The organism is Haemophilus sp. SZY H53, assembly GCF_054332375.1.
The window spans coordinates 46,472-62,141 of sequence record NZ_JBTGNV010000006.1; the positions used below are offsets into that span (position 1 = coordinate 46,472).

The following is a 15,670-nucleotide window of genomic DNA, read 5'->3' on the forward strand; positions in this document are numbered from 1 at the left end:
ATTAACTTTCCCAACGGGTTTCTAAATAACGGGAAAATAAGGATAGCAGGTAACAAATCACAAAGTATAAACTAAAAATGACACCGTAAATCCAAAGCGCCGCCGATTGATTACTAAATAATGAATGCTCGATAATTTGTTGACCGACTTTTATCACTTCTACTACACCGATTAACATTGCCAAGGAACTGGTTTTTACCATGCGGGTAAAGAGGTTAATCGCACTTGGTGTCACACGTTTTAAACTTTGTGGAAGTAAAATATACACAAAGGTTTGAAACGGCGTTAAACCTAAAGCGTAGGCTGATTCCACTTGATGTTTTTCAATGGAAGTTAATGCACCACGCACTAAATCCCCCATTTCTGCTGTTCCCCAGAAAATAAACACCAAAATACATACAGAAATGCCATCTAAGTGAATATCAAACCATTTTGCCAAACCAAAATACGCGAGAAAAAGTAAGGCTAATAATGGAATAATACGTACAAATTCTAAATAAAAGCGGCAGATGGCTTTGATAATTGGGTTTCTGTTCGTCATGATTACGCCAAAAATCACGCCTAAAATACAGGCGAAGAAGACAGAAATGAACGCAATTTCAGCCGTCACGCATAAACCGTTAAGCAAGCGTTCAATGTTGCTACCTTGGAATAATAACTCAAGCCCCATATTTTGCTCTCCGAGTACGGCGTTCTAAATGACCGATGAACAGAGACATCGGTAATAGAATGATCAAATAAAACACCACTAATAAAAATAAGGCTTCATTGGTTTTGTAATCGAGCCCGATGACTTCTTTCGCTACAAACATCAGTTCGGCTACGGCAACGGCACTGATCACTGAGGTTTCTTTCATTAAGAACAAGCAATTTGCTCCGATTGCAGGTGTAGCAATCGCAAAGGCTTGCGGGAAAATCACATAGCGAAAAGCTTGAAAAGGGGTGAGACCAATACTTAAGGCAGATTCAATTTGTCCTTTTGATACTGCTTCCAGACCACCACGAAAGGCTTCTGCCATATAGCTTCCACCTAAAAATGCCAGGCCGATAATGCCGCAAGTAAACCCATCTAATTTTAGGCCGATTTTAGACAGCCCAAAATAGAGAAAAAATACTTGAATTAATAAAGGCGTATTACGAGAAAGTTCAATATAGCCTTTTACTAACCAAGTTAATGATTTGACTTTGTAGGTGGTAATCACCGCACAAATCACACCAATCACTAGCGACAATAAAATGCCCCAAAAGGCAAGATGAAGCGTCATCAGCGTGGCGTGAATAAAACGTGGGGTGACGCTTAAAATATAATCCCAATTCATTTTTTATAATTTAATCGTTTGCGTAACGATATAGTAAAAAATTTTGAATCGGTGAGAAAAGAATGGAAATGCATTATTTATAATGAAATGTAATAAGAGATACGTTTCAAATAAGATCTGCAAGAGAGAAAGAATAAAAAACGGAGCTTTATTCAGCCCCGTCTTTGTTTATTTTAATCACGTTTCGCAATAAGTGCGGTTGGTTCTTCGTCTTTTTTTGGTTCATCTTGTATTTCAGCAGGTTTATCTTGAATAGACATGGCTGATTTTAAACTGTCTTGACGAATTTTTTCCGCTGCTGCTTTGTCGCCAGCTTGTTCAAACACATAAGACGCCATCATGACATCATTTGGTTGAAGTTCGGTTGGGCAAGCAGTCACTTCTTTAAATGCTTCTGCTGCTTTAGCAAACTCGTTATTACGCACATAAAGATAGCCTAATGCACGATTGAGGCAACAACGTTGGCTTTCATCGGCACGTTTTGCACGTTTTTCCACTAACTTGAGCAGTTTGCTGTTATCTTCCGCTTGTAAACGAGTGATTTGCGTGCAAAGTTCAGGGCTGATTGGAGTGTTATCACCCAATTTTTTCATAATTTCAAGCGTGAATTCATAAGCTGACTCATGGTCGTTGCAATCAATCAAACGTTGAATTAAAGCGGTTTTTAACTCTAAGTCATTGCGACGGCGGCGTGGTTGAGCTTCCCACCAAGCAAGCAGACCTTCAACGCCTTCTTCATTCATTTTCTCATCTAACAAGCCATTTTCTGTTTCTTGTTGAAGCGCTTTAAATTCTTCTGCTGAGAATAAGCCTGAACCTTCGATTAAATCTAAGATTTCATCTAAAGCTTGATAAGCTTTAGAACGGCTATAAATTTCAGCAGCAAGTTTTAATACTTCTTTGTTGCGATCTGACATTTCAAGTAAGCTATCGACGGAACTACGCGCAGCCGGTAATTTATTTTGTTGTAATAAAATACGGGTACGAGCAATTTCAACGACCAGGTTATCTGAACCTGCAAGCTCCGTCGCTTCAATTAAATAACGGTTTGCACTGAATTCATCACCGCGTTGCTGAGCAGCCTCAGCGGCTTTAATCAGATTTAATACTGGCTCGGCAGAATGTTTTGCGTTTTTACCAATCAGTTTTTCTGCTTTGGCATAATCGCCTTCATTCATTTTCATCAAGCCTTCAAGGGTTTGACGCTGTGCTTTCACGCGTTTACGGCGAGAGAACCAGTTATAGGTATTGCTACTTAAACGGAAGAAACGGGTCACCAACCACTCTAACGAATAAATCACTGCAAGTGTAACTACAAAGAGAATCACTAATGTGGTGAGTGACATTTCATATACGGTGTTTGCCGTTTCAACTCTGACATAACCTTGCTGACCGGAGAGGTAAGGGCCTGCAATCAATCCGGCAAGTAAGGCGATCATTAAAAAGAGAACTCTAAACATTATCTATCCTTATTGTTGGGGTTCAGTTGCCGGTTGTGCAGCTGGTGCTTCAGCGGGTTTTTCTTCAGCTTTTGGCTCTTCCGCTTTCGCTTCAGGTGCTGGTTTTACTTCTTCTTTTCTTGGTGAATTATCAACCGCTTTTTCTGCTTCAATTTCCACTTTTTGAACATCTAAAGGTGTACGATTTAAGTACTTATCAAGCATACTTAAGCTTTGTAATTGGCTTGGCACATCCACATAGATGGATACTTCAGATAATTCATCCACTGATTTTAAGAAATTTTGAGTCACTTCAGCATTGGTATCAAAATAGCTACGAATCCAAGATGCAACAGCTTCTAAAGATTGTTTATAAAGTTCGTTTTGCTGACGAGGCACCGCCATAATCGCTAATTGTAAGCGTAAACGAATGTTTTCACGCAAGTAGATATCTTGGTTTGGCGCTAATAATTCTTTGCGATCCGCACCATGTTTCGGTGAAATACGGATAAAGTGATTTAAGAATGAGGTCGCACTTTTTTCTGCATTTTCCGCCCAGTCAGACAGGGAATCTGATAATTTTGTTGCATTTTGATCATCACCGAAATTCACATCCAACACAGGTAACTCATCAATCGTATTAGCTAATTGTGATAATTTTTGCATGACCGCATTTTGATCCACGCCAGTTACGGAGAGAAGTTGTTTCAGATCTTGATTGATAGCACTACGGATAGCCGCGGATTGTGAGTTGTTCACTTTCGCAAGGGTTTCATCAGCGAGTTTTAAGAGTGAAACCGATGTGTCCACATCATTATCTAACACTAATTTACGCAATGCATTGTTGAGCAAGAAATCAGCTTCTGAGAATAACCAATCAGTAGGTTGTTGAGCATTAGCTTGCGCGCTCACTTTATTGATTTGTGATTGTAAGCCAACTAACTCATGTGATTTGGCATTGATGAGCTCTTCTACTTGTGCAATTTTGTCTTGCGTTGCTTTATTCGCTGACTCTAATTGAGCAAGTTGCGTGGTATCAAATTTTACGTCTTGAGTAGGTGCTGAAACCACTGTTTTATTATTAATTTGAGCTTCAAGTGCGGTCAATTTTTGTTGGAATTCATCCACTTTTTGTTGGCCAAAATAATAACCTGCACCACCCACGCCAAGTGCAATGAGAATAGCCAATAAACTTAATCCTGTACCACTTTTCTTCACAACGGTTTGTGTACGAGGTGCAACAGGTTCATGATCTTCAGTTTGAATTTCCACTGCATCTGTTGCTTGGATTTCATCTGTTGTTTCTGGGGTTAATTTCTCTTTCGCCATATCTTTTCCTTAGTGAGAAAGGGGAGTTACTTCATTTAGTAAGGTATTAAGTAAACTTTGATTATCCGCACCGGCGGAAACCACCACATGATGCCAACCTTGTTGTATTGCAACATCCGCAATGCGTTGACTTACCGTGACTAAACAGCAATTTTTTAGCCAACTTTGTTCATTTTCAGGTACAAATTCGATTAACGCCTGCAAAATTTCAAGGCTTGTGACCACCAAGGTTTGTACACCGGAACGAATACAAATACTGGTCTGCTCTTCGTTGTTATAACTAATCAGTACTCGTTGGTAACATTCGACTGTCTCAACAGTTGCACCGCGTAGTGTGGCCTGTTCGCGTAATAATTCTCGTCCACCATTGCCACGTAAAATTAACAAGTTCTTATCGGTTAATTCTGCCATTTGCGGTAAATTTAATACACCTTCAGTATTTTCCGACGTGATTGGATAACGAACAGTACATTCAGTTTGACAGGAAAAATGCTGTGCCGTTCTATGTCCAACTGTAAAGTATTGTAAATCTTGACGCCAGCTAAAGCCAATATCTTTCAGGGTTTTATCCGCAAAATCGACCGCACTTTTTGAAACCAAAAACACATAATCACCACGTTTTAGCTGATTAAGTTTCGTCGGTAATTGTGCCAACTCGGCACCCGCTTCAATAGAAAGCAAAGGCAGATGCAAGGCAACCACACCAGCTTGATTCAGCTGCTCAACTAGGGTTTTTCCTCGTTCGTCAGGGCGAGTGACTAGTACAGCCATGGTGATTCCCTATGCTGAATAAATCTTTGCTAGAATCTTATCAGCGCCTTGTGCTAGGAGTTGTTCAGCAATGGTCACGCCTAATGCTTCGGCATTTTCAACCGCACTTTTACCTTCCGCACGAATAATCGCAGAGCCGTCGGTTTCTCCGACGAGTGCACGCAAGAAAATTTCGCCATTTTGCGCAATCGCATAGCCACCGATTGGTACTTGGCAGCCGCCTTGTAAGCGGGTATTCATTGCACGCTCAGCCAAAACACAAGTCGTCGTAGTTGCATCGGCAAGTGGAGCAAGCAATGCTTTCACTTCTTCATCATCAACACGGCACTCAATGCCTACTGCGCCTTGCCCAGCAGCCGGTAATGACTGTTCCACTTCAATAAACGAGGCAATGCGTTCTGCTAGCTCTAAACGAATTAAGCCAGCTGAGGCTAAAATAATGGCATCATATTCGCCATTATCTAATTTACTTAATCGGGTTCCCACATTGCCACGTAAGGAGCGAATATCAAGATCAGGACGTAATTGTTTTAATTGGCATTGACGACGTAAGCTTGATGTCCCAACAATAGCACCTTGGGGTAATTCATCTAATGAACGGTATGTATTAGACACGAAAGCATCGCGCGGATCTTCACGTTTACAGATCACACTTAAGCCCAAACCTTCTGGAAATTCCATCGGCACATCTTTCATTGAATGAACAGCAATATCGGCACGTTTTTCGAGTAAAGCATTTTCTAACTCTTTAACAAATAAGCCTTTCCCACCAATTTTAGCCAAAGGGGAATCTAGGATGACATCGCCTTTTGTCACCATCGGAATTAATTCAACAGAAAGTGTTGGGTGAAATTTTTCTAATTGATCTTTTACAAAATTTGCTTGCCAAAGTGCTAAAGGGCTTTGACGAGTCGCAATTTTTAAGGTTTTAAGTACTGCCATAAATACCGCTGATTTTAAATAGAAATGTGTCCTATGCTACCATTTTTAGGGCAAAAAGTCAGATCATTTAAATTTTTGATTTCCGATTAGGTAAGTGATACATTAACACCAGTTATTTGGCCATGGGTAGGAAGCCTTGAAATACGATCTCAATGAAGCTCGAAAAAGTATTGACGCACTAGACAAACGTCGTTTGGAGCGAGCACTATTGGGCTCTGGAGATGCCTTCCGACACATCGTCTCTTTGATGCCATTATTGTTGCATCTTAATCATCCCACTCTACCGGGTTATGTGGAAGATGCCCCCGCAGGCATCGCCGATTTTATTTTTTCCAATTATCAGCAAGATTTTCTTTCAAAAGAACATTCTGAACTTGCAGAAAGTGTGCAAAGCGCGGTCAATTCTGATGCTGTTTTTGCACCGATTTTAGGTATTTATGTGATGGGAAGTTTTGGCTCCATTAGCCAAACTTCAGCTTCGGATCTAGATATTTGGATCTGCCATCAAGATGATTTGTCTAAACAAGATCAGCAGCGCTTAGCGGAAAAAACGAAGAAAATCAGCCAATGGGCATCGACATTTCATGTAGAAATGCACTTCTATTTAATGACGCAACAGCGTTTCCGTAACGAACGTTATTCCGATCCGCTAACTAAAGAAAACAGTGGTTCTGCGCAATATATGTTGCTGTTGGAAGAATTTTATCGCTCTGCGGTACGCCTTGCGGGTAAACCATTATTGTGGCTGCACTTGTGGGTGGAAGATGAAAAGCAATATGAGGCCGAAGTTGCGCGTTTAGTCGCGACAGGTGAGCTTAATTTAAATGATTGGGTGGATTTTGGTGGATTAGGGCAATTCTCAGCCAGTGAATATTTTGGCGCAAGCTTGTGGCAACTTTATAAAGGTATTGATTCGCCTTATAAATCGGTGATGAAAATCTTATTGTTAGAAACTTATGCCCAAGAATACCCAAATGCCCAGTTAATTGCTCGCCAATTTAAAGAGGATTTGCTTTCTGGCCATAGCACCGCTATACATCATTTCGATCCTTATATTGCGATTTTAGAGAGAATTAGCCAATATTTGACCGCACATTCAGAATTTAAGCGTCTTGATTTTGTGCGTTCTTGTTTTTATGTGAAAGCGACGGAAGATTTTGCATTATACCACGCATCAAATTGGCGTATTTCTTATATGAAAATGATGGCCCAAGAATGGGGGTGGTCGAAAGAACGTATTGAAGAATTGGACCAACGCCCAACTTGGAAAATCAAACGGGTGAAAGAAAGTCACAATAATTTGGTGAGTTTCTTGATGATGAGTTATCGAAACCTGGTTGATTTTGCACGCAAACATAAAATTAATTCTAGCGTGATCCCACAAGATATCACGGTACTTTCTCGTAAACTTTATACGGCATTTGAAGAGTTACCCGGTAAAATTACACTACTGAATCCTCAAATTTCGCATAATTTAGCGGAAGATCATCTTACATTCATTGAAATTCATGGCAATAAACACTTTAAAGATGGTTGGTATGTGGTCAATCAACCGCCACATCATATTATGTTTTCGAAAGAACGTGTAATGGAATATGGGGAAAGTTTAAATAAGGTTGTTTCATGGGCTTATTTTAATCGCTTGTTGACGGCAGAAACGCATTTACATTTAATTAGTCAAAATATCGACCAACTCACTTTACGTAATTTTGTCGCTGATTTACGATTGTTTTTCCCCCATACAAATGGTCAAGTACCGACAAATGAGGCACTTTCTTCGCAATGTGAAATCCGAGATCTTTTCATTGCGGTGAACTTGGTGAATGATCCAACAGCACAAGTGGAAGAACTTAAATCCAATATCTCGCCAAGTGATTTATTCAGTTTTGGTCAATTAGAGCAGAGCTTGGTCGGTAGCATTGATTTCACTTACCGTAATATGTGGAATGAAATTCGAACCTTACATTTTGAAGGCCAAAATGCGATTTTGCTAGCTTTAAAGGTGCTTTCTAATAAAATTTATCAAGGCGTAAATAAACCTCGTTCTGTACAGATTTTTTGTTACAGTAAACATTATAATCGTACATTACGAAATTTAGTAAGTGCCTTGGTTAATCGTTGCATTAGTATTCAATTAGGTGATAGTCGCCCAACAACGCATTCCCGTTTACGAGTGGCTGGGAAAAACTGGCAATTCTTCTTTGAAGAAAAAGGGATTAGCTTACAACCGATTGACGATGGAAAAGAAAGTGCGGTCAATTTTGAAGACGTTTTACCAACTCAGTTAGAAGAGAAAGAAACTATTCCTGAAACACGCCGATATCCACCTGAAATTGATTTATTTGCTAGTGAAGGATTTTTACAGTTCTTCTTTGAAGATAATACCGATAATAGCTTTAATGTTTATTTGTTAGATGAAAAGAATCGCCTCGAGATTTATCGTCAATGCGAGGGCTTAAAAGATGATAAAGTGCGTGAAGTGAACCAGATTTATCAGTCACTCGGCTCGAAAGGTTGTAAAAATCCGTATAAAATGGTGCAACGGAATTTTAATTACCCGCAATTTTATCAATTGCACTCGACAGAAAGCGGCATGCGTATTATGCCGTTCAAATTTAAAAGCAAAAGGACTTGCGACTAGCTAAATCAAAACAAGCATGATTTGAGATAAATCAAATATATCTGCAACTATGCATTGGAAGATAGGCAAAATCCCGATAGAATCCCTCGTTTGAAAATCTATTGAGAAATAATCTAAGGCTGTGGACGTTTTCGCCTTCAGGCGATAGGATGTGCGCCCTCTCATCTCTTGGAGAAAATTATGCAAGAAAAGTTAAAAGTATTAATTATCGACGACCATCCATTGATGCGTCGCGGTATCAAACAATTAGTGGAATTAGAAGAGAATTTTGAAGTTGTCGCTGATGTAGGAAGCGGTACAGAAGGTATTTCCATTGCGATTCAAGAATCCCCAGATTTAATTATTTTAGATCTGAATATGAAAGGCCTCTCTGGTTTAGATACCCTTAAAGGGTTGCGTGCGGAGGGTGTTGACGCACGAATTTTGATCTTAACTGTGTCTGATGCGAAAAATGATATTTTCACGCTCATCGATGCGGGTGCAGATGGCTATCTATTGAAAGATACTGAGCCAGATGTGTTACTTGAGCAAATTAAACGTATTGCACAAGGTGAAGTAATTTTAAGCGATTCGATTAAGAATTTACTTTTAGAGCGTAAACATACGGTTGATCCCATTGATTCACTCACCGATCGAGAAATGGATGTATTACGTTTAATTGCGACAGGTTTATCGAACAAACAAATTGCGGGTCAGCTTTTTATTTCTGAAGAAACAGTTAAAGTGCATATTCGTAATTTACTTCGTAAACTCAACGTTCACTCACGCGTTGCGGCAACTGTCTTGTTCTTTGAACGAAATGGTCGATAGGCAAGTTTAAAACGATAAAAAAGAGCAGTTTTCAACCGCTCTTTTTTGTTATCTTGGCACGCCCCGTAATAAAGGAATTGGCTCAAACGGTGCAACCGAGGTTGGTGCAGGAATATCATTAAAAATTAAGATAAATGATTTAGGTGGCAAGATTTTTTCATTTCGCCATAAACTGCCTATACCCACTAATTGAATATCATCGGGTAAATTTTTTATTCCTGATTTTAATACAGCTACGGTATTTGGACGAGGGTGCCCAATAGCAATGGCTGTGCCATGTTTACGTGCATATTGGATTGCATTTTGAAATTGGCGTTGCACATCCACTAAATTATCACTGTCATCTAAAAAGATATGGCGATCTAATACACGTACGCCTTGTTCTTTTGCTATTTTTCCCGCAACTGATTTCCCGATCGTTCGGCTATCTAAAAAGAATAAATGTTGCTCGCGAAGTGCGGTCATTAAATAGGTCATTAATGTGGCATCGGCTGTGGCTGCACTGCCCATATGATTATTCATTCCAATGGCATTTGGCACAATAGATTTAGCTTTTTTCACTCGTTCATTTACTTGCGCTTCAGATAACCCTAAAGTCAAACCACCTTCCTCAATTTTAATATTACTGATTGGCTGCATCGGCATATGAATGAGAATATCGTGATTTTGCGTTTTCGCTTGTTGATTGCGAATTTTGGCATAGGGTGCAGCAGGAATGATGGCGACAGAGATTTCCTTTGGCATCGCTAAAATTTCTGCATCTTCTTTCGGATGATAGCCAATGTCATCGATCACAATAGCCAGCTTGCCTTGTGCAAAACTAAAAGTAGAGAAAAGTGCGGTTGAAAAAATAATTGTATTTTTGACCGCACTTTGAAAGAACCTTGCCATTATTTAATCCACCCAGCCGGATTCACAGGTACCCCTTTACGGCTGATACCAAAGTAAAGTGCCGGTTTAGAGAGCTCACCCGTATTCCCCACTTGTGCGATGGTTTGTCCCGCAGAAACAAGCTGACCTTGTTTTACAAATACCGCTTGGTTGAAACCATACAGACTCAAGTCGCTATCGCCGTGTTTCACAATCACCATATAACCATAGCCATTAAGATGGCCGGCGAGAATAACACGACCACTTGCAATGGCTTTTACTGCGGTCCCCATTGGTGCGCCGATAACCATACCTTTCCATCGCACTTCGCCTGCTTGGATTGAGCCAAAGGAATACAACGTTGGGCCAGAAACTGGACGACTGTATTGACGAGCGGCGCTACCTAAACCACTGGTACTATTAATCAACTTACGTTCTTGATCGGTTGGTTGGTAAGGTTTTGAGGTCCGTTTTTCTTCTGCTTGTTTTTTCTGTGCAAGGGCTTCACGCTCACGTTGTTCTTGTTGGCGAGCGGCTTGTTCTGCACGTTGAATTTCTTGGCGAAGGGCATTTTCGTTCGCTTTCAACGTTTCCAGCTTATTCTGATCTTTCGTTAAGTTTTTGTTGAGTTCATTTAACGTAGATTGGCGTTCTTGCTGCGCTTTTTGTAATTCTTGCTGCTGTTTCTTTTGCGTAGAAAGTTGATCGCGATGATTTTTTTGTTGCCCTGAAATCGCTTCGCGCTGTTTCGCTAAACTCTCTTGTGTCGCTTTCAGATTGTTGATCATATCGATGCGAACTTGATTTAAGTGCTGATAATACAGTTTCATGCGTTCCGCTTTTTTCGCATCTTCTGAAAGCATTCTTTCTAAGGTAGAAGGATTTACACCTGAGCGATAAATAGCGTCTATTTGCTGTGCGAGCTTCACTTTTTGCGCACGCTCTTGCTTTTCTAATTGCTTGATTTGCTTTTCGGTTTCCGCCATTTGCTTGCGAATTTCTTTTAAGCTTAATTCTGTTTCGCGTAATTCACCGACAACACTGTTAATTTTGCTTTCTTGATGTTTAAGACTCGCTTGTAATTTGGCTTGTTCTCGCTTCTGTTCAGCGATCTTTGACTCTTGTTGTTTAATTTGTTTTTGAATCTGGTTGAGATCGTTGCCTTGCGCGAAAGATGAAAAGCCAAGCAAGCCACAAGCAAAAAGTGCGGTCAGTTTTGATAAGCTTTTTTTTCTACGATTGCTTTGTTGCATACATCTAAACTTAAGAGAAATTAAGGGACGAATAAAACTTAAATACTAGCATTATTTTTGAGTGGCTAAAAGTTTACAGGCGATTTTTTGCGAAAGATCAGTAAATGCCGCCTTTTTACTTTTAAACATAATGATTTTTTGCTATAAAAGAACCATTCATTTTTTATCAATACTTAGGAGATCCTTATGGAATTAGTATTCATTCGTCACGGTTTCAGTGAGTGGAACGCAAAAAATTTATTCACTGGTTGGCGTGATGTGAATTTAACCGAGCGCGGCGTAGAAGAAGCAAAAGCAGCGGGTAAAAAATTGTTCGAGAAAGGCTATGAATTCGATATCGCCTTCACTTCTGTTTTAACTCGTGCAATCAAAACCTGTAACATCGTGTTAGAAGAATCTCACCAATTATGGATTCCTCAAGTGAAAAACTGGCGTTTAAATGAGCGTCACTACGGTGCATTACAAGGCTTAGATAAAAAAGCAACCGCAGAACAATACGGTGACGAACAAGTTCATATCTGGCGTCGTTCTTATGACATTTCTCCTCCAGATTTAGATCCGAAAGATCCAAACTCTGCACATAACGACCGTCGTTATGCAAACATCCCATCTGACGTGGTACCAAACGCAGAAAACTTAAAATTAACCTTAGAACGCGCGTTACCATTCTGGGAAGATCAAATTGCACCAGCAATGCTTTCTGGTAAACGTGTTTTAGTGGTGGCGCACGGTAACTCACTTCGTGCATTAGCAAAACACATTATTGGTATTTCTGATGCGGAAATCATGGATTTTGAAATCCCAACCGGTCAACCGTTAGTGTTAAAACTTGATGATAAATTAAACTATGTAGAACACTACTATCTTTAATTTATAAATGATTTCAAAGTGCGGTTAATTTTGACCGCACTTTTTGTTTAAGGAGAATAACGGATGAAAAAATTACTTGCGGTGATTTTTGCCTTGTTACCTGTTTTGGCCTTTGCAGCATCGCCAAATCACTCGGCAAAATCAACTCAAACTAAGTCAGTGAAAACGGCAGTTAAAAAAGTGGAAGTCAAGAAAGCCACTACGCCTAAAGCCGTAGTCAAAACAGCAAAAAAGAAAGCCGATGCCAAAAAAGCAGAAGCGAAAAAGCCAACTAAAATTGCCGAAGCGAAAAAAGCGGTAACGAAAAAAGAAAAAATGAAAAATAAAACGACAAATAAAGCCTCTAAAGCAGAGCCGACAAAAACGAAAGGCAAACAGCGAGTAGAAAAAACTAAGCAAACTGCAGTTAAAGAATCAGCGAAACCTGAAAAAGTGATGGCTAAAAAAACACCTGCGGCTAAAACCGAAGTGAAGAAAGCAGAACTAAAATCTGTTGAAAAAGTGACTGAAAATAGCGTGGAAACTGTTACTCAGAAAACAGCGAATACCGTGACAAAATCCGTTGTTGTGCCAAGATGTAATGATTCAAAAGTCTTTGCCGTATTATCTGATGCGTTCCACAAGCAAGGTATCGTGACTAATACACCAATGACTATAAAACAGATTATCCAAGCGCATGAAACACAATCTTACCCACAACAAGGCATTCGGAGTTGTAACGCTATAGTTAGAACTAATGGCGTTAAATATGTTACGAATTACAGCATTATCTTGAATGATAAAGGCTTTTTCGTGCAAGTTGAAAACGCACAACCCGCTCAACGTTTCTAATCTTAACGTGCGTTATTTAAATGGAGTTGTTTGAATAGCGCACGCATTTCTTCTTCATTCAAACGGCGGTATTCACCATTACCCAATCCATCAAGTGTTAAATGACTCATTTGATAACGGATAAGTCGTAATGTCGGAAAGCCGATATGTGCCGTCATTCTACGCACTTGTCGATTACGCCCTTCACTAATTTTAATTTCCAACCAGCTCGTTGGAATACTTTGACGTTCACGAATAGGTGGATTGCGAGGCCAAAGAAAATCCGGTTCAGAAATCAACCGCACTTTTGCAGGCTTCGTCATCCCATCTTTCAATTCAACGCCTTTGCGGAGTTTGTCTAAGTCTGTCTCTTCAGGAATGCCTTCTACTTGTACAAAATACGTTTTTTCGGTTTTAAACTTAGGATCTGCCAAACGATGTTGCACTTCACCATTATTCGTTAAAATCAGCAGCCCTTCACTATCACGATCCAATCGTCCTGCCGCATACACATTAGGAATGGTAATAAAATCTTTTAATGTAGCTCGGCCATTTTCATCGGTGAATTGTGTCAGTACATCAAACGGTTTGTTAAATAAAACAACGATTGTTTGTTCTAATGTAAGTAGCTTTGCTTTTGGCTTAAATGAACGAGTAGGTTTTGCCGTTCGTTTGGTTGTAAATGAGTGAGAAGGGAAAGATTTTGACATATTATTTATTGAGTAAAAAAGAGAAAAAAGGCGGATTTTACTCCGCCCTTTTATATTACCATTGATAACGATAGACTGCTTGAATTGCATAAGGTTTATCGAAGTTTTTACCGTCAGCACGGCTTACTTCTAAACCAAAACGATGATTTGCAAATCCAGCATTTAAACCGACTGCACTTTCAAAACGTCCGCGGCTGCTTGCAACATCAAGCGCGCTGTTTGCGTAATGAATTTTGCTACTACGGTTTTTGCTGGTAATTGCATTGACTGCCGCGTAAGGTTGTAAATTCCAACCATTACTTAATGCAAAGCCTTTGGCTACACGTAAACCAATTCGAGAATAAACAGAAGATAAGCTATCTTCATTCTCTTGTGATGAAATATGTGTCCACGCTAATTGTGCTTGCGGAGTAATTGTCCAATCGTTCACAAGGCTAAAGCGTTTGCCTAATTCACTCGAAATAGTATAAGCGTTGTAATGGCGTTTTTCAGTGTGATCTGAGTTAGCGTGTAAACGGCTGTATTTCACGATGTTATCTACATAAATACCGTTATCTGCAAGGTAAGCTGCATATAACCCCACGCTGTTGCTTCTTACTTTGCCATTACCGTAATGGCCATTGAAATCAACGTTAGCTTGGCTACGACCAACAAACCCACCAACACGGAGGTTATCGGTTACAGCAGCATCTGCGCCCACTTGTAAGCTATGTACGTTTTGTTTAAAGCCAGCAGTTTCACTCTCACCAGTCGAAAGTGCGGCTAATTTTTGGCGAGAATTCACATTACGAACCCATACATTACCTTTTTCACCGTTTTTCACTTCGCCTAGACGTTGATGGATGCCACTTAAATCATCTTCCACTAAACGCAATTGTGCTTGGCGAAGAGAAACTTGTGCATTTGCTAAGTTTGAAAGTAACGGTTCGCTTGGTAGAACTGCTGGTGGTACTACTGGATTACTTGGGGTTACTACTGGGGTGCTAGGCGTTACCGTAGGTTTGCTTGGAGTCACCACTTGTTTGCTTGGTGTAACTGGTGCAACAGGTGGAGTTGGGGTGACTTCATTTTTAGAGTTCGCTAACACCCAATTATTTCCTTCTTTTGTGAGGAAGTATTGGTAAGCCCCTAAATCTACACGATTATTCGGGTTTGTTAAGCTAAATGCAGCGTTACCACCATGGGTTTCGACAAGTGTCACTTTACCGTTAGCAACATTTGCGCCTTGGTTCGTTACCCCAATTTTATGATTACCTTCAGCAGTGCCTTGAACAATGATTTTATTTGCATTGTTATTTTCAATATTGGTGTAAAGATTAAATATGCCAGAGCCAGTAAGATTTCCCGTGATAGTTAATACAGCATAAGGCGCTTTGGTGCTAGTTAAGGAAACGGCTGAATTATTTAAATGCAAGTCAGTTACTTCTGAGTTATTAACTAAATCCCATGTAGAATTGTTAGTGAGGTTTAATGTAACAGGTGTTTTATTTTTGTTGTCGTATTGTTTTACCACACCATTCAACTGAGAGTTATCTGCATTCAAAATAAATCTCGGTGAACTTGTCTTTTCACCTTCAGCTAAGTCCGTATCGGCTAGTTCAGGCATATTTAACCCTACAAGCACTTTTGCATCAGGTACTTTTGTATTTTTTAGATTAACGGTAGTTGAGTCGTAATTATTTGTTTCATCTCGAGGATCTTGTTTATTAGTAAAAATAACTACATCTCCAGTGTTATTTTCAATGTTAGAATTTGTAATGTTGGTTACGCCACCATCAAGTAAAAAACCTAAACCTTGACTTTGACCTTTCGCTTCAATTTTGAGCAAGCTGTCTTCAATATTTAATGTAGTATTCTCAGACATGTATGCAATAGTGGTTGATTTATCGATACCTGCTGGTTGTAG

14 protein-coding genes are annotated in these 15,670 nt (G+C 39.8%); 4 read left to right on the forward strand and 10 right to left on the reverse strand.

From position 1 onward, the window contains the following. Position 1: 1 nt before the first annotated feature. The 6 genes from ACXVWB_RS06990 to hemC all read right to left on the reverse strand — a co-directional run bounded on the left by ACXVWB_RS06990 (position 2) and on the right by hemC (position 5,800). On the reverse strand, positions 2–670 hold the full coding sequence (locus tag ACXVWB_RS06990) for an amino acid ABC transporter permease (RefSeq protein WP_289902409.1): 669 nt from the start codon (positions 668–670) through the stop codon (positions 2–4). Next, a complete protein-coding gene (locus ACXVWB_RS06995) occupies positions 660–1,319 on the reverse strand; it encodes an amino acid ABC transporter permease (protein WP_049364192.1) in 660 nt (219 codons plus the stop codon). The genes ACXVWB_RS06990 and ACXVWB_RS06995 overlap by 11 nt, the downstream gene beginning before the upstream one ends. A gap of 173 nt (positions 1,320–1,492) precedes the next feature. After that, on the reverse strand, positions 1,493–2,779 hold the full coding sequence (locus tag ACXVWB_RS07000) for a heme biosynthesis protein HemY (protein ID WP_289902410.1): 1,287 nt from the start codon (positions 2,777–2,779) through the stop codon (positions 1,493–1,495). A gap of 9 nt (positions 2,780–2,788) precedes the next feature. After that, positions 2,789–4,087, reverse strand: a complete 1,299-nt coding sequence (locus ACXVWB_RS07005) for a uroporphyrinogen-III C-methyltransferase (protein ID WP_289902411.1) — start codon at positions 4,085–4,087, stop codon at positions 2,789–2,791. Between the two features lie 9 nt (positions 4,088–4,096). Then, positions 4,097–4,858: a uroporphyrinogen-III synthase gene (locus ACXVWB_RS07010; RefSeq protein ID WP_289902412.1), complete on the reverse strand. Its 762-nt coding sequence runs from the start codon at positions 4,856–4,858 to the stop codon at positions 4,097–4,099. 9 nt (positions 4,859–4,867) lie between these two features. Then, a complete protein-coding gene (gene hemC / locus ACXVWB_RS07015) occupies positions 4,868–5,800 on the reverse strand; it encodes a hydroxymethylbilane synthase (RefSeq protein ID WP_289902413.1) in 933 nt (310 codons plus the stop codon). Positions 5,801–5,936: 136 nt separating this feature from the next. On the opposite strand from hemC, the gene ACXVWB_RS07020 reads away from it, so the two are divergent. Next, positions 5,937–8,441 (forward strand): class I adenylate cyclase, encoded by a 2,505-nt coding sequence (locus ACXVWB_RS07020; RefSeq protein WP_289902414.1) that lies wholly within the window; start codon positions 5,937–5,939, stop codon positions 8,439–8,441. Positions 8,442–8,621: 180 nt separating this feature from the next. Further along, the gene (locus ACXVWB_RS07025; RefSeq protein WP_049364186.1) at positions 8,622–9,251 is read left to right on the forward strand and encodes a response regulator; all 630 of its coding nucleotides are present in this window, start codon (positions 8,622–8,624) and stop codon (positions 9,249–9,251) included. A gap of 48 nt (positions 9,252–9,299) precedes the next feature. On the opposite strand, the gene ACXVWB_RS07030 is transcribed toward ACXVWB_RS07025, so the two are convergent. After that, positions 9,300–10,142 carry a divergent polysaccharide deacetylase family protein gene (locus ACXVWB_RS07030; protein ID WP_128787852.1) on the reverse strand — a complete coding sequence of 281 codons (843 nt, stop codon included), beginning with the start codon at positions 10,140–10,142 and terminating at the stop codon, positions 9,300–9,302. Beyond that, a complete protein-coding gene (envC, locus tag ACXVWB_RS07035) occupies positions 10,142–11,374 on the reverse strand; it encodes a murein hydrolase activator EnvC (protein WP_289902415.1) in 1,233 nt (410 codons plus the stop codon). Before envC ends, ACXVWB_RS07030 begins: the two co-directional genes overlap by 1 nt. A gap of 186 nt (positions 11,375–11,560) precedes the next feature. On the opposite strand from envC, the gene ACXVWB_RS07040 reads away from it, so the two are divergent. Together ACXVWB_RS07040 and ACXVWB_RS07045 are read left to right on the forward strand one after the other, a co-directional pair. Then, positions 11,561–12,244, forward strand: a complete 684-nt coding sequence (locus tag ACXVWB_RS07040; RefSeq protein ID WP_005694847.1) for a 2,3-diphosphoglycerate-dependent phosphoglycerate mutase — start codon at positions 11,561–11,563, stop codon at positions 12,242–12,244. A gap of 63 nt (positions 12,245–12,307) precedes the next feature. Further along, positions 12,308–13,075 (forward strand): hypothetical protein, encoded by a 768-nt coding sequence (locus tag ACXVWB_RS07045; RefSeq protein WP_289902416.1) that lies wholly within the window; start codon positions 12,308–12,310, stop codon positions 13,073–13,075. Between the two features lie 2 nt (positions 13,076–13,077). Here ACXVWB_RS07045 and ACXVWB_RS07050 read toward each other — a convergent pair whose 3' ends face one another. Both ACXVWB_RS07050 and ACXVWB_RS07055 read right to left on the reverse strand, forming a co-directional pair. After that, complete coding sequence (locus ACXVWB_RS07050) at positions 13,078–13,764, reverse strand: rRNA large subunit pseudouridine synthase E (RefSeq protein WP_049356831.1); 687 nt, start codon at positions 13,762–13,764, stop codon at positions 13,078–13,080. Positions 13,765–13,819: 55 nt separating this feature from the next. Further along, positions 13,820–15,628 carry an autotransporter outer membrane beta-barrel domain-containing protein gene (locus tag ACXVWB_RS07055; RefSeq protein WP_289902417.1) on the reverse strand — a complete coding sequence of 603 codons (1,809 nt, stop codon included), beginning with the start codon at positions 15,626–15,628 and terminating at the stop codon, positions 13,820–13,822. Between the last annotated feature and the right edge of the window lie 42 nt (positions 15,629–15,670).